This window comes from Delftia sp. Cs1-4 (genome assembly GCF_000214395.1).
Lineage (GTDB): Bacteria > Pseudomonadota > Gammaproteobacteria > Burkholderiales > Burkholderiaceae_C > Comamonas > Comamonas acidovorans.
Genome location: NC_015563.1, coordinates 866,481 through 888,837, shown reverse-complemented (window position 1 = coordinate 888,837; position 22,357 = coordinate 866,481). Strand labels below are relative to the sequence as shown.

The 22,357-nt window shown below is 69.3% G+C and carries 21 protein-coding genes; 7 read left to right on the top strand and 14 right to left on the bottom strand.

What is annotated here, in order from left to right; all coding sequences use genetic code 11:
• Positions 1-24 precede the first annotated feature (24 nt).
• Entirely contained in the window at positions 25-1,041 is a 1,017-nt protein-coding gene (locus tag DELCS14_RS03930) for a porin (RefSeq protein ID WP_013800539.1), read from the bottom strand.
• 165 nt (positions 1,042-1,206) lie between these two features.
• Between DELCS14_RS03930 and DELCS14_RS03925 the strand changes: the two genes are divergently transcribed.
• Positions 1,207-2,133, top strand: coding sequence for a LysR family transcriptional regulator (locus DELCS14_RS03925; protein ID WP_013800538.1), 927 nt, complete (start codon positions 1,207-1,209; stop codon positions 2,131-2,133).
• A gap of 21 nt (positions 2,134-2,154) precedes the next feature.
• Here DELCS14_RS03925 and DELCS14_RS03920 read toward each other — a convergent pair whose 3' ends face one another.
• The 7 genes from DELCS14_RS03920 to DELCS14_RS03890 form a co-directional block, all read right to left on the bottom strand.
• The gene (locus tag DELCS14_RS03920; RefSeq protein WP_013800537.1) at positions 2,155-2,907 is read right to left on the bottom strand and encodes an ABC transporter permease; all 753 of its coding nucleotides are present in this window, start codon (positions 2,905-2,907) and stop codon (positions 2,155-2,157) included.
• Positions 2,904-4,145 (bottom strand): ABC transporter substrate-binding protein, encoded by a 1,242-nt coding sequence (locus DELCS14_RS03915; protein ID WP_013800536.1) that lies wholly within the window; start codon positions 4,143-4,145, stop codon positions 2,904-2,906. The genes DELCS14_RS03920 and DELCS14_RS03915 overlap by 4 nt, the downstream gene beginning before the upstream one ends.
• An 85-nt stretch (positions 4,146-4,230) precedes the next feature.
• Positions 4,231-5,046 carry an ABC transporter ATP-binding protein gene (locus DELCS14_RS03910; protein ID WP_013800535.1) on the bottom strand — a complete coding sequence of 272 codons (816 nt, stop codon included), beginning with the start codon at positions 5,044-5,046 and terminating at the stop codon, positions 4,231-4,233.
• Positions 5,043-6,140, bottom strand: coding sequence for an acyl-CoA dehydrogenase family protein (locus tag DELCS14_RS03905; protein ID WP_013800534.1), 1,098 nt, complete (start codon positions 6,138-6,140; stop codon positions 5,043-5,045). Before DELCS14_RS03905 ends, DELCS14_RS03910 begins: the two co-directional genes overlap by 4 nt.
• Complete coding sequence (locus DELCS14_RS03900; RefSeq protein WP_013800533.1) at positions 6,130-6,714, bottom strand: carboxymuconolactone decarboxylase family protein; 585 nt, start codon at positions 6,712-6,714, stop codon at positions 6,130-6,132. The genes DELCS14_RS03905 and DELCS14_RS03900 overlap by 11 nt, the downstream gene beginning before the upstream one ends.
• Positions 6,715-6,844: 130 nt before the next feature.
• On the bottom strand, positions 6,845-7,786 hold the full coding sequence (locus DELCS14_RS03895; protein ID WP_043795679.1) for an AraC family transcriptional regulator: 942 nt from the start codon (positions 7,784-7,786) through the stop codon (positions 6,845-6,847).
• Between the two features lie 154 nt (positions 7,787-7,940).
• The gene (locus tag DELCS14_RS03890) at positions 7,941-8,714 is read right to left on the bottom strand and encodes a helix-turn-helix transcriptional regulator (protein WP_013800531.1); all 774 of its coding nucleotides are present in this window, start codon (positions 8,712-8,714) and stop codon (positions 7,941-7,943) included.
• A 171-nt stretch (positions 8,715-8,885) separates the two neighbouring features.
• On the opposite strand from DELCS14_RS03890, the gene DELCS14_RS03885 reads away from it, so the two are divergent.
• On the top strand, positions 8,886-10,154 hold the full coding sequence (locus DELCS14_RS03885; protein WP_013800530.1) for an MFS transporter: 1,269 nt from the start codon (positions 8,886-8,888) through the stop codon (positions 10,152-10,154).
• Positions 10,155-10,163: 9 nt separating this feature from the next.
• Here DELCS14_RS03885 and DELCS14_RS03880 read toward each other — a convergent pair whose 3' ends face one another.
• Positions 10,164-11,192, bottom strand: a complete 1,029-nt coding sequence (locus tag DELCS14_RS03880) for a tripartite tricarboxylate transporter substrate-binding protein (RefSeq protein WP_013800529.1) — start codon at positions 11,190-11,192, stop codon at positions 10,164-10,166.
• Positions 11,193-11,395: 203 nt separating this feature from the next.
• Between DELCS14_RS03880 and DELCS14_RS03875 the strand changes: the two genes are divergently transcribed.
• On the top strand, positions 11,396-13,174 hold the full coding sequence (locus DELCS14_RS03875) for an IlvD/Edd family dehydratase (protein ID WP_013800528.1): 1,779 nt from the start codon (positions 11,396-11,398) through the stop codon (positions 13,172-13,174).
• Positions 13,175-13,231: 57 nt separating this feature from the next.
• A complete protein-coding gene (locus DELCS14_RS03870; protein WP_013800527.1) occupies positions 13,232-13,924 on the top strand; it encodes a GntR family transcriptional regulator in 693 nt (230 codons plus the stop codon).
• A 34-nt stretch (positions 13,925-13,958) separates the two neighbouring features.
• Here the strand turns inward: DELCS14_RS03870 and DELCS14_RS03865 are convergent, their stop codons facing one another.
• On the bottom strand, positions 13,959-14,792 hold the full coding sequence (locus DELCS14_RS03865; RefSeq protein ID WP_013800526.1) for a helix-turn-helix transcriptional regulator: 834 nt from the start codon (positions 14,790-14,792) through the stop codon (positions 13,959-13,961).
• Between the two features lie 70 nt (positions 14,793-14,862).
• Here DELCS14_RS03865 and DELCS14_RS03860 point away from each other — a divergent pair, with 70 nt between their 5' ends.
• On the top strand, positions 14,863-15,525 hold the full coding sequence (locus DELCS14_RS03860; protein WP_013800525.1) for an MSMEG_1061 family FMN-dependent PPOX-type flavoprotein: 663 nt from the start codon (positions 14,863-14,865) through the stop codon (positions 15,523-15,525).
• A gap of 28 nt (positions 15,526-15,553) precedes the next feature.
• Entirely contained in the window at positions 15,554-15,958 is a 405-nt protein-coding gene (locus tag DELCS14_RS03855) for a hypothetical protein (protein WP_013800524.1), read from the top strand.
• 57 nt (positions 15,959-16,015) lie between these two features.
• Here the strand turns inward: DELCS14_RS03855 and DELCS14_RS03850 are convergent, their stop codons facing one another.
• Positions 16,016-16,369, bottom strand: coding sequence for a hypothetical protein (locus DELCS14_RS03850; RefSeq protein ID WP_013800523.1), 354 nt, complete (start codon positions 16,367-16,369; stop codon positions 16,016-16,018).
• A gap of 408 nt (positions 16,370-16,777) precedes the next feature.
• Here DELCS14_RS03850 and DELCS14_RS03845 point away from each other — a divergent pair, with 408 nt between their 5' ends.
• Entirely contained in the window at positions 16,778-19,021 is a 2,244-nt protein-coding gene (locus DELCS14_RS03845; protein ID WP_013800522.1) for a TonB-dependent receptor, read from the top strand.
• 176 nt (positions 19,022-19,197) lie between these two features.
• Here DELCS14_RS03845 and DELCS14_RS03840 read toward each other — a convergent pair whose 3' ends face one another.
• The 3 genes from DELCS14_RS03840 to DELCS14_RS03830 form a co-directional block, all read right to left on the bottom strand.
• Positions 19,198-19,710 carry an MgtC/SapB family protein gene (locus DELCS14_RS03840; RefSeq protein WP_012207634.1) on the bottom strand — a complete coding sequence of 171 codons (513 nt, stop codon included), beginning with the start codon at positions 19,708-19,710 and terminating at the stop codon, positions 19,198-19,200.
• A gap of 115 nt (positions 19,711-19,825) precedes the next feature.
• Positions 19,826-21,271, bottom strand: a complete 1,446-nt coding sequence (locus DELCS14_RS03835) for a chloride channel protein (protein ID WP_013800521.1) — start codon at positions 21,269-21,271, stop codon at positions 19,826-19,828.
• A gap of 170 nt (positions 21,272-21,441) precedes the next feature.
• A complete protein-coding gene (locus DELCS14_RS03830; protein ID WP_013800520.1) occupies positions 21,442-22,335 on the bottom strand; it encodes a LysR family transcriptional regulator in 894 nt (297 codons plus the stop codon).
• Between the last annotated feature and the right edge of the window lie 22 nt (positions 22,336-22,357).

The following is a 22,357-nucleotide window of genomic DNA, read 5'->3' as shown; positions in this document are numbered from 1 at the left end:
TCTTGATGCGGGTGTGCAGGACGGTCAGAAGTCATGGCGCACGCCCGCGCCGATGGCGCGCACGGCCACGTTGGGGCGGCTGGAGTCCACGCCGTCGTGGTCCACGAAGGCCTGCAGTTCGGTGCGCTTGGACAGCGCATAGGTATAGGCCAGCTGCTGGCGCCTGCGCTTGCCGGTCAGCGAGGTCTGCACGTCGCGCTGCATCAGGTTGAGCACCACGGCATGTGCGCCATGGCGCAGCCGCGTGCCAAGCATCCAGTAGTCCACGTCGGCGCGCGAGACGCCGGGCTTGTGGTTGAAGCGGTCGCGGCCCAGCAGCACATAGGGCTCGATGGCACCAAAGCTGTAGCGCAGGCCCATCTGCCATTTGCTGTCGAACTCGTTGGCCAGCAGGCCCCCGGCGCGCGTGTCCTTGGCGTAGCCCAGGCCGGCCGTCCACGGGCCTGCGGCGTAGCTCAGGCCCAGGTCCAGCGATCTGGCGTCGTCCTCCAGCCCTGGGGCCTTGGCATCGCCGCGCAGGTAGTAGCGCGCACGGAACACCGTGCCGCCCCATGACGGGCTTTGGTAGCCCAGCGAATTGGAGGTGCGGTTGCGCGCATTGAGCATGGAGGTGCCGATGGCCGTGGCCCCGGCGTCATTGGCCGCGAACGAGGTGATGCCTGTGACCTGCGAGTACAGCGGCGAGCCCGTGGGATTGGCCGAGTCCAGCCGGCCCAGGGCCACCGTGCCCAGGCCGCCGCGCAGCGCCACATAGCTGTTGCGAAAGGCCGGCGTGGTCAGCGAGCCCGTGTCCGCATCCAGCCCCATCTCCATGCCGAACAGCGCCTGCAGGCCGCCGCCCAGCTCCTCCTTGCCGCGAAAGCCCAGGCGCGAGGCGTTGTCGCGCTCTTCCATGGTGGAGCCGGCATTGCCGGTCTTGAGGTGGTTCACGGTCAGCCGGATCTGGCCGTAGACCTGCATGTCCTGCGCATGCGCAATCGAGTGGCCCAGGGCCGCGATGGACAGGCTGCAGACGGCGGCAATGCTTGGCAGGGCCTTCATGGAATCTTGCTCCTTGTGTTGTGCGTGTTCTGACGCCGCCGATTCTCAGGAGCCCCCGCATCCACCACAACGGTATGACGGACGCGTATTACCCTATGCGATTCGTGATGCGCCGTGCGCGCCCCCGGCCGCGCTGCCATCATGCAAGCACCGCCTGTACAACCCATGAATTTCAAGCAACTCGAAGCCTTCCAGGCCATCATGCTCAGCGGCTCCACCACGGGTGCGGCCGAGCGCCTGGGGCTGTCCCAGCCCGGCATCAGCCGCCTGCTGGCCCAACTGGAGCAGGACCTGGGCCTGCGGCTTTTCATCCGCGAAAAAGGCCGCCTGGTGCCCACGCAGGAGGCCGAGGCCCTGCTGCACGACGCCCAGGTGCTCATGGATTCGGCCCAGTGCTTTCGCCGCCATGCCGAGCAGTTGCGGCTGGGCGGCTTCAAGCGCCGGCTGCTCAAGGTGGCCGTGCCCGGCACCCTGGCCACCTCGCTGATGCCGGCCATTGCGCACCAGTTCATGCAGGCGCATCCCGACGTGGTGCTGGAAGTGCTGTCGGGCTCCTATACCGAGACCGAGCGGGCCCTGCTGAGCCGCGACGCCGACATCGGCCTGGTGCGCCTGCCCATGACCATGCCCGGCCTGCGCACGCGGGCCTGCCTGGAGTCCGAGGCCGTCTGCATCATGCCCAGAGGCCATGCGCTGCAGGCGCTGGACGAGGTGACGCCGTCAGATCTGGTGGACGCCCCGCTGATCCTGCTGGGCCGCCAGCGCGAGATCCGCCAGGAGATAGACATGGCCTTTCGCCATGCGCGTGTGCAGCCGCGCGTGGCCGTGGAGGTGCATTCCGTGGGCGAGGCCTGCGCCCATGTGGCGCAGGGCCTGGGCGTGTCCATGGTCAACGGCCTGCTGGCCAGCTACTGCCAGCCCGGCGCCCTGTCCAGCCGCCCGTTCAGGCCGCGCATCCGCTACCAGCTGGCCATTGCCTCGCTGGAGGCGGCGGTGCCGTCGCCCCTGCAGGACACGCTGATCGCCCTGCTGGTCCAGGCCATCGTGGCCACCGGGCATGCCGCCCCGGTGGACGACATGCCGAAGGCCTGATGCCCCGGTGATGCCGGCCGCTCAGTGCATCCAGCGCTGGTGCAGCCACCGCGCCGCATGGTCCAGCGCATAGCCCAGGGCGCCGATCAGCACCACGGCGGCCATCAGCTCCGAATACGCGAGGCGGTCGCGCGTGTCGAGGATGAAGTAGCCCAGCCCGGCCGATACGCCCAGCATTTCCGCGGGCACCAGCACGATCCAGATGATGCCGATGGCCAGGCGCACGCCCGTGAGGATCTGGGCCGTGATGCCGGGCAGCACCACGCGCAGCACGGTCTCGGTGCGCGTGGCCGACAGGCTGCGCGCCAGCAGCAGCCAGTTGCGGTCCAGCTGGGCCACGCCGGCCGCCGTGCTCAGCAAGATGGGCCAGACGGCGGCGAAGGCCAGCAGGAAGTACACGGGCGCGTCGCCCACGCCCAGCACCATCACGGCAATGGGCATCCACGACAGCGGCGAGATCATGCGCAGGAACTGGAACACGGGCGAGAACGCCTGCGAGAACCCGCGCGACAGGCCCACCAGCACGCCCAGCGGCACGCCGACCACGAAGGCCAGCAGCAGGCCCACGGCCACGCGCTGCAGGCTCAGCAGGGTGTGCATCCAGATGTCGGCGCCCGTCAGCAGCTGGCCCAGCGCCTGCAGGGAAGGCCAGGGCGCAAAGGCCGCAGCCACGGGCGTGCTGCGCGCCAGCAGCGCGCCGCCCACCCACCACAGGGCCAGGACCAGGGCCGCGCCCAGCAGCGGCAATCCAATACGTCGCAACACCTGGATCACACCACGATGGTTTCGCGGCGCGAGAAATCGGCCGGAATGCCGAAGACCTGCGGGCCGCCCACGGCCTGGATGGCCTTGCGCACGAAGCGGTCGTCCACCAGGTCGGTGGCCGCAAACTTGGGCTCCAGCTTGTCGAGGAAGCGCGTGTCGCCCTCGACCTTGGTGGCCTTGATGGCGCGCACCAGCTGCTCGGTGTACGAGGGATAGGGATAGGGCTGGAAGTCGATGCGCCGCTGGTGCCAGCCCTTGTTGACGACCACGCCGCTGGCCTCGTAGCTGGCGTAGTCGGTGGCGGCCAGCACCTTGGACAGCGTCTGCTGCGGATGGGGCGTGTAGCGGCGCTCGCCGGTGCTCGACAGCAGGCGCGCGGCGGCCAGGCGGTTGTCGCGCGTCCACAGCTGGGCCTTGACCACGGCATTGGTCACGCGCTGCGCCCATTCGGGCTTGTCGACGATATCGCGCTCGGCCAGGAAGGTGACGCAGCAGGCGTGGTCCTTCCAGACATCGCCCGAGAAGCGCAGCATCTTGCCCACGCCCGCGATCTCGGCGGCGGCATTGAAGGGCTCGGCCACGATGAAGCCCGCAATCGACTTGCCGGCCAGTGCCGAGACCATTTCGGCCGGTGCCAGCACGACGAGGTTGACCTCGTTGGCCGCGATGGCGCCGCCGCGCGCGCGGGTCACGGCCGTGAGGCCGGCCTTGCGCAGCACGTCCTGCAGCAGGATGTTGTGGATGGAGTACCAGAACGGGATCGCCACGGTCTTGCCGCCCAGGTCCTGCACCTTCTGGATCTCGGGCAGCACGGTCAGGCCCGAGCCGTTGACGTGGTTCCAGGCCACGATCTTGGCGGGGAACTTGGCGCCGTAGCGCACCCACAGCGTGGAGGGCGTGAGCAGATGGATGACGTTGACCTGGCCCGAGACGAAGGCCTCGACGATCTGGGCCCAGGAGCGGAACAGGCGCGGCGCCTCGGCCTTGAGGCCTTCGGCCTCGAACAGGCCGTTGCCGTGGGCCACCAGCAGCGGCGTGGCGTCGGTGATGGGCAGGTAGCCGATCTTCACGGGCTGGTCATCGCCCTTGAAGGCCTGGGCGCGCGCATCGCCTGCGGCCAGCAGCGGCGCGGCCACCGAGGCCGTGGCCAGTGCGCCCAGGCGCAGCATGTCGCGCCGCGTGAGGCCGCAGCCGCAGTCCGACGAGGCGCAGATGTGGGTGTAGGAAGGGTGGTCCTGGAAGCTCATGCGAAAGACCTTTCAGAAGAGCATGGTTGAAGTCGAAGAAATGGCGGATCGGCAGGCGGGCAGGCAGGCAAGCAGGCGAGGGAGATCAGGCCTGGGCCGCATGGCGCACGCCGTGCAGGGCCGAGAGGATGTCCAGCCGCAGCGCGGTCACGGCGGCGGCCTGGTCCTCGCGCGGGCGCGCTATGTCCACGCGCCATTCGCGCACGATGTGGCCGGGCCGCCCGCCCATCAGCAGGATGCGGTCGCCCACGAGGATGGCCTCGTCGATGTCATGCGTGACCAGCAGCGCGGCCGTGTGCCAGCGGTGGACCACGTCCACCATCAGCTCCTGCATCTCGGCGCGCGTGATGGCGTCCAGGGCCGAGAACGGCTCGTCGGCCAGCAGCAGCTGCGGCTCGCGCGCCAGGGCGCGCGCCAGGGCCACGCGCTGGGCCATGCCGCCCGACAGCTGCGAGGGGTAGAGCGCGCCGCTGCCGCCCAGGCCCACGGCCTGCAGCGCCTGCTCCACGCGCTGGCGGCGGGCCTCGGCCTCCAGCTTCGGCTGGCGCTCGAAGTCCAGGCCGAAGCCCACGTTGCGCCGCGCGTCCAGCCAGGGCAGCAGGCTGGGCTGCTGGAACACGAAGCCCGCGCGCGGGTGCGGCGCGGTCAGCGGCTGGCCGAGGAACTGGAGCTCGCCCCGGCTCCAGGCGCCGCCGTCCGGCGATTCGAGGCCGCCGAGCACGCGCAGCAGCGAGGACTTGCCGCAGCCGCTGCCGCCGAGCAGGCAGACGATTTCGCGCGGGGCAATGCTCAGGGAGATGTCCTCGAACACGGCCTTGCCGGGCGCATAGCCAAAGCCCGCGCCGCGTGCCTGCAGCACGGGCGCGGGAGCGTCAGGGGAGAAAGCTTCCGTCTGGGTCATGAACTGGTGGTTGCCAGGGCTGCGCCAGCCAGCGCGCCCTGTAGCTGCGTGACGCTGGGCGTCACGATGGGGATGAAGGCCGCCTCGCGCCAACGGCGCGCAAATCCCAGCGGCTGGTCGCGATGATAAGCGCGCCCGCCGCTGGCGTGCAGCTCCAGCTGCAGGGACTGCTGCACGATGTCGTTCAATTCCAGGCGCAGGCGGAACAGGGCTTGAGGTCGGTCAAGAAAACGCCCGTCGGACAGACCGGCATGCAGCGTGGCCGTGGCCAGTTCCAGCGCGTGGCGCTGCTGCTGCAGCGGGCCGCCCAGCACATCGCGCCCGGCGCCGGCACGGGCCGAGGCCGCCGCCAGCGAGGCGCGCGCCAGCCCGATGCACAGCCCCAGCTGCAGACCCATGAAGGCGGGCCGCACGCGCGGCAGGAAATGGTTGGCGTCGGCATGGATCACATCGGCCGGACCGATCTGCAGCCCCTCGATGGACAGCGCCGCCGTATGGCTGCCGCGCAGCGCGATCAGGTCCAGGTCGGCGCTGCGCTGCAGGCCCGCCGCATCGCCGGGCAGCGCGGCCACGAAGGGCTTTGCACCGTCGCTGCGCGAGACGGCAACGGCCACCACGAAGCGACCCGGCGGCACCAGGTTGGTGGCCCAGGGCACGCGCCCGCGCAGTGCAAGGCCGTCGGCGCTGTCGGCGCCGACAGCGCCGACGGGCGTGGCCTCGACCTGCAGGGCCTCGATGCCGCCCAGGTACTTCATGGCGTTGGACAGGCCCGTGGCACCCGCCTGCGTTCCCTGCAGCAGGCCCGGCAGCCAGCGCTGGCGCAGCGCCGCGTTGGGCGACTGCAGCAGGTATTCGACAAAGGCGCGCTGCGCCCAGAACACGAAGCCCGCCGTCAGCGAATGCCCGGCCACGCCGGCAATGGCCTCCAGCGCATCGCCCAGGCTGCCGCCCTGCCCGCCCTCGGCCACGGGCACGCCCAGGCCGAACAGGCCGTGCTGCGCCAGCCGGGGCAGCACTTCGTGCGCATGCGCGGGGCCTTCGTCCAGGGAGTCGGCATGGGCGTCCAGCCACTGCCGCAGCGAATCAGCCAGCATGTGCGTTCTCCTGCGGTTGTCGGAACTGTTCGGGCAGATAGGGCTGCAGCTGCGGGTTGACGGGGCTTTGCGCCAGGCTGTTGGCAAAGTTGCACAGCGTGGCCAGGCTGATGCCCAGCACCACCTCCAGCGCCTGCTGCTCGCTCAGGCCTGCTGCATGGAAGGCGGCCAGGGCCTCGTCGGCGACGGCGCCGCGCGTGGCGATCACGGCTTCGGCAAAGCGGCGCACGGCGTCCAGGCGCGGCTGGCCGGTGTCGCGGCCGTCCTGCAGCGCCACCACTTCGGTCTGGGTCAGGCCGGCCTGCTTGAAGGCCAGCTTGGTGTGGCCGGCCACGCAGAAGTCGCAGCCATGGATGCGCGCCGCCGTGATCTGCACCACCTCGCGCTCGGCCAGCGTGAGCTGGGCGCGCGCGTTGATCTGGCCCACGGTCACATAGGTCTCCAGCGCCTGGGGCGAGTTGGCCAGGATGGCGATCAGGTTGGGCAGGAATCCGTTGCCGGCCAGGGCGCGCTCCACGAAGGGGCGGCTGGCTTCAGGAGCGGTTTGCGGGGTGTGCAGGGTCAGGCGTGCCATGGTGCTTTGCAGGAATGAAGGAATGCCTTCATGATCGGCCGCGCCCTCCTTGCCATCAATGCCGCCGCGTCGCGGATTTATGCCCGAACGTGTCAACCCGCAGGCAGATGCGGCGGGCTCGGATGGCGGCTCAGCAGCAGCGTGCCTGCGCGCGCTGCCAGGCGCCGGGCTGCTCGCCCATCACGCGCTTGAAGGCACGCGAGAAAGCCGCATAGGACTCGTAGCCCACGGCCTCGGCCACCTGGCCTATGGCCTCGCCCTGGGCCAGCCGGCGCGCGGCCAGCTGCATGCGCAGCAGCAGCAGGAATTGCTGGGGCGGCTGGCCGCAGGCCTCGGCAAACTGCCGAAAGAACGTGGCGCGCGACAGGCACACGCGCGCGGCCATGTCGGCCACGCTCCAGTTGCGGGCCGGCTCGCGCAGCAGCTCGGCCACCAGCGGCGCAAAGCCCGGCCGGCGCAGCAGGCTCCAGATGCCGCGCGCCCGCGCATCGCCATGCGCGAGCTGGCGCAGGCCGTAGAAGAACAGCAGGCCCACCAGCCGGTCCATCACGGCCGAGGGCTCGGTGCCCGTGCGCAGCGCCTCGGCGCGCATCAGGTCGAACAGCATGGAGGCGCCGCTCATCGCATGGTCGTCGCCGCGCAGCACCAGGTGGTCGGGGAAGGCATCGACCAGCAGGCCGCGCATGGGCCCCTCGAAGGTGAAGAAGCCGCAGGCCAGCGCCGTCTCTCCGATGCCGGCATCGCCAGTGACGGCGCGCATGGCCTGCGGGGCGCAGGCCATGTCCGGGTCGGCATAGGGCGAGATGAAATGCGGCACATCGCGCGAGAGGAACACGCCGTCGCGCGGCTGCAGCTCCACCGAAGGCTGGCCCGGCAGGTGCAGCCAGCAGCGCCCGTCCAGGATCAGGTGAAAGCTGGCCCGCGCGCGCCCCGCCGTGGAGGCCCGCCAGCGCCCGCAGTACTGCCCCACGTGGAACACGCTGGCGCGCCATTGCAGGCCGTTGAGCAGGCCGTCGATGACGCGATCGACCTGCGCTTCGGCCGCGCTGTCGGGGACTGGGTCGGGTAGCACGGTGGTACAGGCCAGGCAGTGGATGGAATGCGGCCGGCCAGTATCGCCACGATGCAGGCGCGGGGGAACGAATCTTTGGGCATATGCTTGTGCCGCAATCGATATCTGGATCTGCATCCAAGTCCGCCCGGCCCGACCTTGGTCCGGTCGTGCCTCAGCGCTGGAAGCCCGAAGGCGGCACCCCGAAATGCCTTTTGAACATGGCCGTGAACGCGCTCTGGCTGGCGTAGCCGCAATCGAGGGCGATGTCGATGATGCGCTCGCCCGCCGCAATGCGGCCCAGCGCGAACATCAGCCGCGCCTGCTCGCGCCACTGGGCGAAGGGCATGCCGGTTTCCTTCACGAACAGGCGCTGCAGCGTCTTGGCGCTCACGCCCAGGCGCTGCGCCCAGTGTTCAGCGGTGGCGGTGTCGGCAGGCTCGCGCATCAGGGCCTCGCAGACCTGGCGCAGCCGCGCATCGGCGGACAGGGGCAGGTGCAGGGGCAGGACCTCGGCGGCGCGCAGTTCATCGACCAGCAGGTGCATCAGGCGCTCGTCGCGGCTGCCTTCGGCATAGTCCAGCGGCACGCCGACGGCGGCCACCACCAGCTCGCGCAGCAGGGGCGACACATTGACCACGCAGGTGCGCGCGGGCAGGTCCGCAAAGGCCGAGGCGTCGATGTAGGCCGTGCGCATCTTCACGTCGCCCGACATGCGCACATCGTGCTCGGCGTCGGCCTCTATCCACAGCCCCCGGTTGGGCGGCACCAGCCAGGAGCCGGAATGCAGCTGCACGGACATCACGCCTTCGATCGCATACAGCAGCTGGCCGCGCGGGTGGGAGTGCCAGCCCGTGCTGGTGCCATGCGCCCAGTTGGCCTCCATGGCGGCCATGGGGCGCCCGGTCTGGTGGTACTTGAGGTATATGCGCGGCAGTTCTGCGGCCATGGGGCTTCCCGTCCTGTGCGGTTCTATGCGGCTCTCTGTCCTGATCTCGACAATTGAAGTCAGTATAGAGAGAGACAGACGGGCACCAAACGCCTATCTTCGGTCCCACGGCCCATTGACCTTCGTCAACGCCGGACCCTGACCGTGCCGCCCTGCGGGGCCCTTTCCTCCATGACAAGCAACACCACCACTCTTGGCGCCCCGGGCGAGCTGGGCGCGCCTGCAACGCATGCCCATACGGCGCCCGCCCATCCAGCACCCAGCCATGCCGCGCAGGGATTTTTGCTGCGCATCGTCGGCGCCGCCGCCTTTGCCCACCTGCTCAACGACCTGATCCAGGCCGTGCTGCCGGCCGTCTATCCCATGCTCAAGACGGAGTTCTCGCTGAGCTTCGCGCAGATCGGCTGGATCTCCCTGGTCTACCAGGTCACGGCCTCGCTGCTGCAGCCCTGGATCGGCCTGTACACCGACAAGCATCCCAAGCCCTACCTGCTGCCGCTGGGCATGGTGGTGACGCTGGTGGGCGTGGGCTTGCTGGCCCTGTCCACCAGCTACCCCATGCTGCTGGCCGCCGCGTCGCTGATCGGCGTGGGCTCGTCCACCTTCCACCCCGAGGCCTCGCGCGTGGCGCGGCTGGCCTCGGGCGGGCGCTTCGGCACGGCGCAATCGACCTTCCAGGTGGGCGGCAACACGGGCTCGGCCATCGGCCCGCTGATGGTGGCGGCCATCGTCATTCCGTTTGGCCAGCATGCGATCGCCTGGTTCATGCTGGTGGCGCTGCTGGCCATCTGGGTGCTGCTGCGCATCACGCACTGGCGCCTGCACCACGCGCCGGCCAAGGTGGTGGCGGCCGGCCAGCATGCGCTGACGGTGCTGAACCGCTCGCAGGTCATCCGCGCGGTGACCGTGATCTGCGTGCTGATGTTCGCCAAGTTCGTCTACATCGCGGCCTTTGCCAACTACTTCACCTTCTATCTGATCGAGCGCTTTGCCCTGCCCGTGCAGCAGTCGCAGCTGTACCTGTTCGCCTTCCTGGCGGCCGTGGCGGCGGGCACCTTCGCGGGCGGCCCGGTGGGCGACCGCATAGGGCGCAAGGCCGTGATCTGGGTGTCCTTCCTGGGCGTGGCGCCGTTTGCGCTGCTGCTGCCGCATGCCGACCTGTTCTGGACGGCCGTGCTGTCCATCGTCATCGGCCTGGTCATGTCCTCGGCCTTTGCGGCGCTGGTGGTCTACGCCCAGGAGGCCGTGCCCGGCCGCGTGGGCCTGGTCTCGGGGCTGATGTTCGGACTCATGTTCGGCATCGGCGGCCTGGGGGCTGCCGGCATGGGCAACCTGGCCGACACCCACGGCATCGTCTGGGTGTACGGCCTGGTGGCCTACCTGCCGCTGCTGGGGCTGGCAACGGCCTTTCTGCCGGAAACGCGGGCCCGGCGGCGCTGAGGCGCAGCCTCAATCCGGCTGTATGCCCGCCTGCCGGATCACGGCGGACCAGCGCGCCACTTCCTCGGCGATCTGGGCACGCGCCTCGGCAGGCGTGGTGAAGGTGGGCATGGCGCCCTGGGCGACCAGGGCGTCCTTCACTTCCTGCTGCCCCATCACCTCCTTGAGCGCGCCGCTGAGCCGGGCGACGATGGGCGCGGGCGTGCCCGCAGGCGCCAGCAGGCCGAACATCGACGTCACCTCGAAGCCCGACAGCCCGGCCTCGGCCGTGGTGGGAATGTCGGCAATGGAGGGCACGCGCTGCGCCGTGGTCACGGCCAGCGCGCGCAGGCGGCCGCCCTTGATGAAGCCCTGCGTGGCGGGCAGGGTGTCGAACACCACATCCACCTGGCCGCCCATCAGATCGTTGAGCGCCGGCGTGCTGCCCTTGTAGGGCACATGGGTCAGCGGCACGCCCGCCTGCCGCTTGAACAGCTCGGCCGCCAGGTGCTGGGGCGAGCCATTGCCCGAGGAGCCGTAGTTCAGCCCGGCCGGCCTGGTTTTGGCCAGCGCGATGAGCTCCGCGAGATTGGCCGACTTCACCGACGGGCCCACGGTCACCACCAGCGGCACGCGGCCCACCACGCCAATGGGCGCAAAGCTCTTGTCCATGGTGAAGCCTGCCGTGGACGCCATGAGCACGCTGTTGATGGAATGGCTGGTCAGCGCGCCCAGCAGCAGGGTGTAGCCATCGGGCTTTTCCTTGGCCACGGCGGCGGCGCCCAGGTTGCCGGCCGCGCCCGCCCGGTTCTCCACCACCACCGGCTGGCCCAGCGCCAGCGAGAGCCTTTGCCCCACCACGCGCCCGATCACGTCGGTGGCGCCCCCGGGCGTGTAGGGAACGACCAGCTTGATGGGCCGGGCCGGATAGGCGCCGTCGGCCAGCGCGGGCGTGGCCAGGCCTGGGCCCAGCACCAGCGAGGCCAGCAGCGCCGCAGCCAGGGCGGCGCGCCGGTTGGGCGCATGAATGCGACGGATGCGGGATGCAGCAACAACCATGGGTGTCTCCTCCTTTTGTCTTGTGTCGGAAAAACATGCCCGGCACGCACGCCGGGCACGGCTGCATGGTTGGTCGGATAGATTATTAATAATATAGGTGATAACGACGATAATAATCTGCGGCGTCCGCCGCTATCCTGCCCCTCGACAAGGCAGCGCCTGCCTTCCGACCCCGCCAAGACCCTCTGCAAAGCACCCCACCCATGACCGACCCCAAGACTCCCGATGGCGCTCCAGGCCATGACATCGCCCCCGCCGATGCGGCCACGGGCATCTCCAAGGGCCTGACCAACTACGGCGACCGCGGCTTTTCGCTATTCCTGCGCAAGGCCTTCATCAAGGGCGCGGGCTATACGGACTCGGCGCTGCAGCGCCCCGTCATCGGCATTGCCAACACGGGCAGCAGCTACAACCCCTGCCACGGCAACGCGCCCCAGTTGATCGAGGCCGTCAAGCGCGGCGTCATGCTGGCGGGCGGCCTGCCCATGGACTTCCCCACCATCTCGGTGCACGAAAGCTTCTCGGCGCCGACCAGCATGTACCTGCGCAACCTCATGTCCATGGACACCGAGGAGATGATCCGCGCCCAGCCCATGGATGCCGTCGTGCTCATCGGCGGCTGCGACAAGACGGTGCCGGCCCAGTTGATGGGCGCGGCCTCGGCCGGCATCCCGGCCATCCAGCTGATCACCGGGTCGATGCTCACCGGCTCGCACCGCAGCGAGCGCGTGGGCGCCTGCACGGACTGCCGCCGCTACTGGGGCAAGTTCCGCGCCGAAGAGATCGACGCCGAAGAGATCGCCGACGTGAACAACCAGCTGGTGGCCAGCGTGGGCACCTGCTCGGTCATGGGCACGGCCAGCACCATGGCCTGCATTGCCGAGGCTCTGGGCATGACCGTGCCCGGCGGCGCCTCGCCCCCCGCCGTCACGGCCGACCGCATCCGCATCGCCGAGCAGACCGGCACCGAGGCCGTGCGCATGGCACGCGAGCGCCTGACCATCGACAAAATCCTCACGCCCGCCGCCTTCGAAAACGCCATGCGCGTGCTGCTGGCCATTGGCGGCTCCACCAACGGCATCGTCCACCTGGCCGCCATCGCGGGGCGCATGGGCTATGACATCGACCTCAAGGCCCTGGACCGCATGGGACGCGACACGCCCGTGCTGCTGGACCTCAAGCCCTCGGGCGATCACTACATGGAAGACTTCCACCACGCGGGCGGCATGGCCACGCTGCTGCGCGAGCTCAAGCCCCTGCTGAACCTGGACGCCCTCACCGTCACCGGCCGCACGCTGGGCGAAGAGATCGACCGCGCCGGCCCCGGCTTTGCGCAGGATGTGGTGCGCCCGCGCTCCAACCCCATCTACCCGCAGGGCGGCATCGCCGTGCTGCAGGGCAACCTGGCGCCGGGCGGCGCCATCATCAAGCAGTCGGCCGCCCATCCCGGGCTCATGGAGCACGAAGGCCGCGCCGTGGTCTTCGAGAACGCGGCCGACCTGGCCCACCGCATCGACAGCGACGATCTGGACGTGACCGCCGACGACATCCTCGTGCTCAAGAACATCGGCCCCAAGGGCGCGCCCGGCATGCCCGAGGCGGGCTACATCCCCATCCCGCGCAAGCTGGCGCGGGCCGGCGTCAAGGACATCGTGCGCATCTCCGACGGGCGCATGAGCGGCACGGCCTTCGGCACCATCGTGCTGCACGTCACGCCGGAGTCGGCCGTGGGCGGCCCGCTGGCCCATGTGCACAACGGCGACCGCATCACTCTGTCGGTGGCGCGGCGCGAGCTCACGCTGCAGGTCAGCGACGAGGAACTGGCCCGCCGCGCCCGGCTCAGCCCCGTGACCGAGCCCACGGCCGAGCGCGGCTACCGCAAGCTCTTTCTCACCACCGTGAACCAGGCCGACCAGGGCGTGGACTTCGACTTCCTGCGCTGCGCCACCGAACGCGGCACCATTCCCGGCCCGCGTGAATAGTCGGCGCAGGCGGTCAATTCGGACAAAATGGCGTCTTTGTCCCAACCGCTTGTATTGATGGTCGTTGCCGCCCCATTGCCGATTTCCCTGGATGCAGAACCCGCGCCGGCACCGGACGCCCTGGGCGCCATGGTGGCCGCGCTGGAAGAGGACGTGGTCTTCGGCCGGCTGCACCCGCGCGAGCGCCTGGTCGAAGACGACCTCATGGCCCGCTTCGACGTCAAGCGCCACATCGCCCGCGAGGCCCTGGCCGCGCTGGACCGCATGGGCCTCATTGAGCGCCGCAAGAACGTCGGCGCCCTGGTGCGCTCGTTCTCCACCCAGGAAGTGCAGGAACTGTACGAGCTGCGCGGCATGCTCGAAGTCGAGGCCGCGCGCAAGATCCCCCTGCCCGTGCCGGCCGAGAGGCTCGAACGCCTGACCTCCATCCAGCAGCAGCACGACGCCGCCGTGGCCGAAGGCAACGCGCGCCTGGTGTTCCGCATCAACCTGGCCTTTCACCAGGAACTGTTTGCGCTGGCGGGCAACGACACGCTGCACAAGGCCATCACCGAATACGCGCGCCAGACCCACCCCATCCGCTTCGCCTCCCTGGTCTCGGCCGACTACCGCGAGCGCGCACGCCAGGAACACTGGCAAATGATCGAAGCCCTGCGCGCCCAGGACCGCGACGCACTGGTGCGCCTGTGCGCCGAGCACCTGCTGCCCTCGCGCGATGCGTATCTGAATGCGCAGTTGCAGCGGTTGTAGGCGAAGCCGTTAGCCACAAGGGCACCGCAGCCCCTCAGTCCCGCGCAGCCCCCAGCCTCCCCCGGTACGCCGCAGGCGTCTCCCCGAACGTGCGCCGGAACAGCCCGATGAAGGCGCTGGCCGTGGCGTAGCCCAGGTCCAGCGCGATGTTCGTCACCGGCGCGCCGGCGGCCAGCATCTCCAGCGAGCGCATCAGCCGTGCGCGCTGGCGCCAGGCGGTGAAGCTGAAGCCGGTTTCCGAGACAAAGCGCCGGCTCAGCGTCCGCGAGCTGACGGCGGCCCAGCGTGCCCAGGCCTCCAGGTCGCGGGCATCGGCCGGGTCGGCGATCAGTGCGCGGGCGATGCGCTGCAGGCGCGGGTCGGCGGGCAGGGGCAGGCCCAGGGGCTCCACGGGCAGGGTGCGGATCTCGTCCAGGATCACCGCCATCACATGGGCGCGGGCCTGGTCCGCCGAAGGGCCTGGTTGCACGGGCTGCGTTGTGGGCACGCCTTGCTGCCATCCCCAGCCGGCGGCGCGCAGCACGGCCTCACGCAGCAGGCCCGAGGTGCGGATGGCGCAGGGCCGCTGCGGCAGGTCGGCGCAGGCCGGCTCCGCCACGTAGACGCTCCAGCCGTGGAAGGGACCATGGGAGCGGCCCGAATGCAGCTGGTGCGGCGGCAGCCACACGGCATGGATGGCGGGCACCACCCAGACCGCGTCTTCCACGCCCACCGACAGCAGCCCGCGCAGCGAGCCGAACAGCTGGCCGCGCGCGTGGCGGTGCGGCTCGGAGGCCAGTTCCTCGTCCTGATTGCCCACGGCTGCGATCAGCACGGGGCCATCGGCACGGTTCACATGGCTGACCAGTTCAAGAATGGCATCGGGCATGGCGTCTTTGAGCTATTTGTTGGCTGATCCAGTCTACAGCCGCCAACGCCTTTGTTCTTACGCTTGTGCCATGCACACAGACAACACCGCCCTTGCAGAGCTGCCAGGCCCGGCCATCGACCTGGACTCGCTCTACGCCGCCCCGGCAGAAAGAATCCAGAAGGCCGTGCGCGACCGCCTGTCCGACTTCCACGAGGCCTATCTGCGCCAGGCCAGCTTCTTTTGCCTGGCCACGGCCGGCGAACGCGGCCTGGACGCCTCGCCGCGCGGCGGGCCGCCCGGCTTTGTGCAGGTGCTGGACGAGCGCACCGTGGCCTTTGCCGACTGGCCCGGCAACAACCGCATCGAATCCCTGCGCAACCTGCAGGCCGATGACCGCCTGGCCATGCTCTTCCTGTTCCCGGGACTGGACATCTTCCTGCGCATCAACGGGCGCGGCCGCATCTCCACCGACCCCCATCTGCTGCAGGAACTGAGCGAAGGCCGGGGCACGCCCAATACCGCCACCGTGGTGCTGGTCGACGAGGTGCTGCTGCACTGCGGCAAGGCCATCCACCGCTCCGGCCTGTGGAACCCGTCAAGCCAACTGGACCGCACCGCCCTGCCCTCCGTGGGCCAGATGATGGCCGCCCTCACGCAGTTGGCCGATGCCACGGCGCCCGCCATGGATGCAGCGCAACAGGAGCAGGCCAACGCCCACTACGCCCATGCGGTCAGGCACGACCTGTACTGATGCCCTGCTTTTTCCCAGGAACCATGACATGCTGATCGATACCTCCCGCTTTCCCCTGGTCTACCTGCGCGAACCCGAAGCGCAGGCACCTGCAGACGCAGGCAACGGCAATGACGCATCGGCCGAGGCCCGGATCGAATCCCTGCTCGACCAGGGCCGGCACTTCGTGCTGCTCACCGACCACCTGCCCGGCGACCACCCCGAGGAAAGCCACGAAGAACGCAAGCAGCGCGCCCTGTTCTTCAAGCGCAACCGCGAACGCATGCGCCAGCTGTGCCGGGGCATGGTCGTCATCACGGGCGACCGCGCCGTGCCCGCCGCCCTGCGCCTGGCCGTGCAAGGCATGGGCAAGGCGCTGGGCATGCGGGTTGCGTTCGTGCAGGGGGAGGATGAGGCGCAGGCGTGTTCGCGGGAGCTGCTGGCCGGCGCCTGAGCAGGCGCCGGTCCCCTCGGCGCGCACCTGGCCCGGTGCACGCCGCACGCTGCGGCGCTAAGCCGCCGAATCCCGCAAGGCCTGCGCCACGCGCGCCTCATCGGCTGCCTTCTCGGCCTCGCGCAGCCGCCGTTGGGCCAGATTGCGGTAGGTGCTGCCAGCCGTGATCGCCTTGCTTCTGGAGCAGTCGCCCGTGAACAGGGCGCTGTGGCGAATCGTCTTCAAGGCCTCGGCCACCACGTCCAGCCGCTGGCAGCCCTCCGGCGTCTCCAGCCACTTCAAGGCCATCTGCGCCGTGGCCGAGATCTCGGCGCAGCCCTCATCCACCAGCTTGTGGATCTCGGAGATATCGCGCGTCAGCCGCTCGATCCTGGCGGCCGAGGTCTTGGCCTGTTCCTTGGTCTGCTTCATGGCTGCGCCCTCCGTGCGAAGTGGCGCAAAGAGTGCCCCAGTTGAAGGGGTGACAAGGTATGGAAAAGACCGGCCGAAGTGACTGCGGTCATGAAAAAGCCTGCGATACCAGTGAACTGGGCGCAGACCAAGGGGTGAGAAACGGTGATCATCGTTCCGTGCTCCGGTAAGGGACAGAACTCGCTTTCGGGGAGGCTCAACCGCTGTGTATTGGTGTTCTTACGCACCAGCCCCGGAACAGGGGGCCGACCGGATGATAGGCAAGTTTCCACAGCCGACACAAGCGCAGCTTCGGCAGCGATGCGCTGGCAGGGATGTGGGCACAAACAGACACATCTCCCTACAAGCTCCATACGGGGGAGTCGCATCGATAAAATTATTGGGAATCATTCTCATCCCGTTTTCTCCATGCACTCCCCCCTCTACACGCTGACCCCGATCGCCGGGGCCCTGGCCCTTCTTTTGTCTGCTGGCGCCGCATGGGCCCAACCTGCCCCTTCCACGGCAACGGCCGCGCCCGAGTTGGGCACCGTCACCGTCGAGGCCAGCGCCGATGCGTCGGCTGAAGGGCTGTCCAAGCCCTACGCGGGCGGCCAGGTGGCGCGCGGCGGGCGGGCCGGGATTCTGGGCACGCGCGACAACATGGAGACGCCGTTCTCCATCACCAGCTACACCAACGAGCTGATCCAGGACCGCCAGGCCAAGAGCGTGGGCGATGTACTGCAGAACGATCCTTCCGTGCGCGTGGCGCGCGGCTTCGGCAATTTCCAGGAGTCCTACTTCGTGCGCGGCTTCGTGCTGGGCTCGGACGACGTGGCCTACAACGGCCTCTACGCCCTGCTGCCGCGCCAGTACATCGCCACCGAGCTGTTCGAGCGCGTGGAGCTGCTGCGCGGCGCATCGGCCTTTCTGATGGGCGCCAGCCCCAATGGCGGCGGCCTGGGCGGCAACATCAACCTGCTGCCCAAGCGCGCGGGCACCGATCCGCTGTCGCGCGCGACGGCAGGCATTGCCAGCGGCGGCCAGGCCTTTGTGGCGGCCGACGTGAGCCGGCGCTTCGGCCCCGAACAGGCCACGGGCATCCGCCTGAACGCCGCGCACCGGGGCGGCGATACCGCCATCGACCAAGAAAGCTCCAAGCTCGATCTGTTGTCCGTGGGCATGGACTGGCGCAGCCGCAATGTGCGCCTGTCGGGCGACATCGGCTGGCAGGACAACCGCCTCAAGCGCACGCGCACCAATGTCACGCCGGGCGCAGGGCTGGCGGCCATTCCTGCGGCGCCCGATGCGTCCTCCAACTGGGCCCAGCCCTGGACCTATTCCGACGAGCGCGACCTGTTCGGCACGCTGCGCGGCGAATGGGACATCAACAGCAACGTGACGGCCTGGGCCGCCTACGGCCTGCGCCGCAGCTCCGAGAACAACTCGCTGGCCAACATCACGCTGGCGGCGGCCGGCAATGGCGCGGCCACCACCAGCCGCTTCGACAACGCGCGCAAGGATCGCGTGAGCACGGGCGAGCTGGGCGTGCGCGCACGCCTGAATACGGGCAGCGTGGGCCATGAGATCGTGGCCAGCTACTCGGCTTTTGACCTCAAGGTCTACAACGCCTATGGCATGAGCACGTCTGCGGTCCAGGGCAATGTGCTGAACACCAACCTCTACAACCCCAGCTACTACGCGATCACGCCGCTCAACTACCTGGGCAACGACCTGTCCAACCCCGCCTACAACCGGGGCACGCGCCTGAACAGCTTTGCGCTGGGCGACACGCTGTCGCTGATGGACGGCCGCATGCTGGTGACGGCCGGCGTGCGCCGCCAGACGATAGAGACCGACTCGGTGAGCTACCGCCTCGTCAGCAACGGCGCGGTCACCAGCCAGGGCGGCGTGCGCACGGCCTACGACCAGAGCCGCACCAGCCCGGTGCTGGGAGCGGTGTTCAAGCTCACGCCCCAGGTATCGCTGTACGGCAACTACATCGAGGGACTGGCCCAGGGCGACACGGCGCCAGCCAAGTCGGGCGACACCATCATCGCCAACGCGGGCCAGCAGATGTCGCCCTACGTGACCAAGCAAAAGGAAGTGGGCGTCAAGTACGACGGCGGCAAGCTGGGCGGCGGCCTGGCCTTCTTCTCCACCGACAAGCCGCGCTCGCTGATCGACGGCAACCTGTTCACCTCGGCCGGCAAGGACCGTCACCAGGGCGTGGAATTCAACGTCTTCGGCGAACCCATGCGCGGCCTGCGCCTGCTGGGCGGCGCCACCTGGCTGGACGCCAGGCAGCAGAGCACGGGCCGAGCCACCACCGACGGCAAGCGCGTCATCGGCGTGCCGCGCTTCCAGGCCACGGCGGGCGTGGAATGGGATGTGCCGGGCATCAACGGCCTGGCGCTGGACGGCCGCCTGGTGCACACCGGCGCCAGCTACGCCAACGACGTCAACACCCTGCGCGTGGCCGGATGGAACCGCCTGGACCTGGGCGTGCGCTACATGACCGAAGTGCAGGGCAAGCTGCTCACGCTGCGCCTGCGCGTGGACAACGCGACGGACCGCAACTACTGGGCCTCCGTGGGCGGCTACCCGGGTTCGGGCTACCTGACGGTGGGCGGTCCGCGCACGTTCTCGCTGAGTGCGAGTGTGGATTTCTAAAGGCATGCGTGCATGGCTAGAGATGCCATGCACGCAGGTGACTGCCTATCGGGAGTTGGCGAGTGCCTCGCAAGCCTCACTGGCTGCGTTCGTGATGTTTGCCATGTTCACGTGGCACGAACATCAGGAAAAAGCGAACAAAGCCGGAATACCAGGCTTTAGGCGGCCGCCCGCCCTCAAGTCTCCCGCGGCTTGGTATCCGGCTCCGCGTCAGCCTGCGGGGGCGGCGCACTGACCACGTGCGGCAGCATCACGAGGATGACGATGGCCAGCAGCGTGGCCAGCAGCGCGATGGCTTCGCGCCCCAGGCCGCAGGCCACGCCGATGGCGGCCGTCATCCAGATGCCGGCGGCCGTGGTCAGGCCCTGCACCTGTTCCTCGGAGTGGCGCTTGATGATGGCGCCCGCGCCCAGGAAGCCCACGCCGGCCACCACGCCCTGGATCACGCGGCTCATGTCGGCAATGCCCATGCCTCCGCGCTCGGGCACCAGCACGAACAGCGCCGCGCCCATGGCCACCAGCATGTGGGTGCGCAGGCCGGCGGCCTTGCCCTTGTGTTCTCGCTCGTAGCCGACGATGCCGCCCAGCAGGGCCGCCAGCAGCAGGCGCACCATGACGCGCGTGACCTCGGCTGCATCGGGCAGGCTGGAGAATTCCTCGGCCAGGGTGCTGGTTACTTCCTCCCACATGGCGCGTTCCTTTCCTCGGGTTGTGCGTCAGGACTCAAGAAGCGAGCATGGCGTGGCGTGCAGCGCGCCCAGGCCATCGCCCTTCGCCATTGCCTGTCAGCCAAGCGCGCCCGGCTCAGGCGCCTGCGGGCTTGTCCTGGTCCTTGGGCGGTACAGCCGGCTCTGCGGTGCTGGCAGGTGCGCTGGCGGGCTCCGGTTCCGGCGCGGCGGCCGGTGCAGGCTCTGTTGCAGGTGCAGGCTCGGGAGCAGGAGCAGGCACCAGACTCAGCATGTGCTGGGCCAGCGTCTCGTACAGCGGCCGGGCCAGCATGCGCGAAACCAGGCTGGCCAGCATGGCAGCGGCCATGAGGCTGAGCACCATGGAGTGGCCGTCCACCATCTCCATCACGATGATGAAGGCCGTCAGCGGCGCCTGTGTCACGGCGGCCAGGAAGGCGGCCATGCCCATGGCGATGAGGGCGGGCGCGATGTCTGCGCCCATCAGGCCGGCCACGTTGTGGCCCACGCCCGCGCCAATCGACAGCGAGGGCGCGAAGATGCCGCCCGGCACGCCCACCCAGGCCGACAGCCAGGTGGCGATGAACTTCAGGGTGACGTAGAACGAGGGCACGTCGGCCTGGCCCGCCAGCATGTGCTTGACGGCCTCCGAGCCCGCGCCGAAGGTGGCGCCGCCCGTGACCATGCCGATGACGGCGATCACCAGCGCGATCGCCGCCGCGAAGCGGATGGGAAAGCGCGCACGCAGCTGGTTGAGCCGCTCGGGCGTGCGGGTCAGCGAAGCGGCCAGCAGCTTGGCGAAGAGGCCTCCCAGCACGCCGCAGGCCAGGGTCACGCACAGGCCGGGCAGCAGCGCGTCCCAGGTCAGGTGGGGCACCTGGATGCGCCCGAAATAGCTGAGGTTGCCGAAGGCCGACACGCCCATCAGGCCGGCCAGCACGATGGCCGCGATGATCAGGCCGCTGGAGCGCGACTCCAGCTTGCGCGACAGCTCCTCGATGGCGAAGACCACGCCCGCCAGCGGCGCGTTGAAGGCCGCCGCAATGCCGGCCGCGCCGCCGGCCACCAGCAGCGCATGGTGGCTGATGCCCGAATGCGGCCCGAACCAGCGCCGCGCATGGTGCATGACACCGGCGGCCACCTGCACCGAAGGCCCCTCGCGCCCGATCGACAGCCCCGCCACAAAGCCCGCGCTGGCCAGGACCATCTTGGCGAAGGACAGCCACAGCGACACGAAGCGCCCGCGCTGCGCGGGGTCCAGCGCCGGGTCCAGCGTGGCGATCACCTGCGGAATGCCCGACCCCGCCGCGCCCGGCGCCCAGCGCCGCGTGAGCCACACGGCGCCCGCCGTGACGGCAGGCATCCACAGCAGAACGGCCCAGCCGCCCTGCCAGTGGTAGATGCTCTCGAAGAGTTCAAAGCCCGCGTCGGCCATCAGCGTGAAGGCCACCACGCACAGCCCGGCGGCCGCCGCATAGGCCAGCACGATGGTGCGGTCCAGCCAGCGCCTGCCGTCCCGGAATTCCTGGTTCAGGTTGTGGAGGAAGTCGGGTTCTTGCTGCATCGCGTGAAGAGATCGCGTAAGGAAATCGCGTAAGGAAATCGCGTGAAGGAGTCGCGTCCAAGGACCGCGAAAGAGGCTGGGCGAAAGCCGTTCATTGTGCCCAAGCTGACCTGCCGCGTATGTCGCCGGCGGCAATGCCTACTTCGCCGCTGCGTTGATGGCCAGGCGCCTCAGCCGCGCCAGCGCAGCGCATCGACCACCAGCGAGAACGCGGGCGAGGGCTGCCTGCGGCTGGGGTAGTACAGGTGGTGGCCGTCGAATCTTGGGCACCAGTCCTCCAACACGCGCTGCAGCTGGCCGCTCTGGATCCAGGGCATGACCTCGTCCTCGGGCAGCAGCGTGATGCCCAGCCCGGCTAGGGACGCATCGATCTGGGGCTGGGTAGTGTTGAAGATCAGCGGCCCGTCCACGCGCACATTCATCTTGCGGCCCCGGCGCTCGAACTCCCACACATACAGGCCGCCCGAGGTCACCATGCGCTGGTTGATGCAGCGGTGCGCCATCAGGTCCTGCGGATTCTTCGGAATGCCGTGCTCCGCGAAATACCCGGGCGAGGACACCACGGCCATGCGCAGCGGCGGGCCGATGGGCACGGCGATCATGTCCTTGTCGATGGTGCTGCCCAGGCGCACGCCGGCGTCGAAGCGCTCGGCCACGATGTCGCGGAATCCGTAGTACACGTCGAACTCCATGCAGATGTCCGGATAGGCGAGCAGCAGCGGCGCCAGCCGGGGCAGCAGGGTGCTTTGCAGCATGTAGTCGCCGCAGGTGATGCGCACCGTGCCGCCGGGCTTGTCGCGCAGCGCGGTCAGAGCGTCGAGTTCGGCCTCGATCTCGTCGAAGCGGTGGCCTATGGCCTGCATCAGCCGCTCGCCCGCCGCCGTGGGCGAGACGCTGCGCGTGGTGCGCGTGAGCAGGCGGATCTGCAGCCGCTCCTCCAGCGCGCGCACGGTCTGGCTCAGCGCCGACTGGGTGACGCCCAGCGCAGCCGCCGCGCGCGTGAAGCTGCCCTCGCGCGCCACGGTGACGAAGGCCAGCAGGTCATTGAGGTTGCGTCTTGCCATGGCCGCAAGCCTAGCGCCATCC

What these genes read in the sequence shown, in the direction of transcription:
- DELCS14_RS03930 (WP_013800539.1), bottom strand. Translation starts at nt 1,041, where the DNA reads ATGAAGGCCCTGCCAAGCATTGCCGCCGTCTGCAGCCTGTCCATCGCG.
- DELCS14_RS03925 (WP_013800538.1), top strand. Translation starts at nt 1,207, where the DNA reads ATGAATTTCAAGCAACTCGAAGCCTTCCAGGCCATCATGCTCAGCGGC.
- DELCS14_RS03915 (WP_013800536.1), bottom strand. Translation starts at nt 4,145, where the DNA reads ATGAGCTTCCAGGACCACCCTTCCTACACCCACATCTGCGCCTCGTCG.
- DELCS14_RS03910 (WP_013800535.1), bottom strand. Translation starts at nt 5,046, where the DNA reads ATGACCCAGACGGAAGCTTTCTCCCCTGACGCTCCCGCGCCCGTGCTG.
- DELCS14_RS03905 (WP_013800534.1), bottom strand. Translation starts at nt 6,140, where the DNA reads ATGCTGGCTGATTCGCTGCGGCAGTGGCTGGACGCCCATGCCGACTCC.
- DELCS14_RS03900 (WP_013800533.1), bottom strand. Translation starts at nt 6,714, where the DNA reads ATGGCACGCCTGACCCTGCACACCCCGCAAACCGCTCCTGAAGCCAGC.
- DELCS14_RS03890 (WP_013800531.1), bottom strand. Translation starts at nt 8,714, where the DNA reads ATGGCCGCAGAACTGCCGCGCATATACCTCAAGTACCACCAGACCGGG.
- DELCS14_RS03885 (WP_013800530.1), top strand. Translation starts at nt 8,886, where the DNA reads ATGACAAGCAACACCACCACTCTTGGCGCCCCGGGCGAGCTGGGCGCG.
- DELCS14_RS03880 (WP_013800529.1), bottom strand. Translation starts at nt 11,192, where the DNA reads ATGGTTGTTGCTGCATCCCGCATCCGTCGCATTCATGCGCCCAACCGG.
- DELCS14_RS03875 (WP_013800528.1), top strand. Translation starts at nt 11,396, where the DNA reads ATGACCGACCCCAAGACTCCCGATGGCGCTCCAGGCCATGACATCGCC.
- DELCS14_RS03870 (WP_013800527.1), top strand. Translation starts at nt 13,232, where the DNA reads ATGGTCGTTGCCGCCCCATTGCCGATTTCCCTGGATGCAGAACCCGCG.
- DELCS14_RS03865 (WP_013800526.1), bottom strand. Translation starts at nt 14,792, where the DNA reads ATGCCCGATGCCATTCTTGAACTGGTCAGCCATGTGAACCGTGCCGAT.
- DELCS14_RS03860 (WP_013800525.1), top strand. Translation starts at nt 14,863, where the DNA reads ATGCACACAGACAACACCGCCCTTGCAGAGCTGCCAGGCCCGGCCATC.
- DELCS14_RS03855 (WP_013800524.1), top strand. Translation starts at nt 15,554, where the DNA reads ATGCTGATCGATACCTCCCGCTTTCCCCTGGTCTACCTGCGCGAACCC.
- DELCS14_RS03850 (WP_013800523.1), bottom strand. Translation starts at nt 16,369, where the DNA reads ATGAAGCAGACCAAGGAACAGGCCAAGACCTCGGCCGCCAGGATCGAG.
- DELCS14_RS03845 (WP_013800522.1), top strand. Translation starts at nt 16,778, where the DNA reads ATGCACTCCCCCCTCTACACGCTGACCCCGATCGCCGGGGCCCTGGCC.
- DELCS14_RS03840 (WP_012207634.1), bottom strand. Translation starts at nt 19,710, where the DNA reads ATGTGGGAGGAAGTAACCAGCACCCTGGCCGAGGAATTCTCCAGCCTG.
- DELCS14_RS03835 (WP_013800521.1), bottom strand. Translation starts at nt 21,271, where the DNA reads ATGCAGCAAGAACCCGACTTCCTCCACAACCTGAACCAGGAATTCCGG.
- DELCS14_RS03830 (WP_013800520.1), bottom strand. Translation starts at nt 22,335, where the DNA reads ATGGCAAGACGCAACCTCAATGACCTGCTGGCCTTCGTCACCGTGGCG.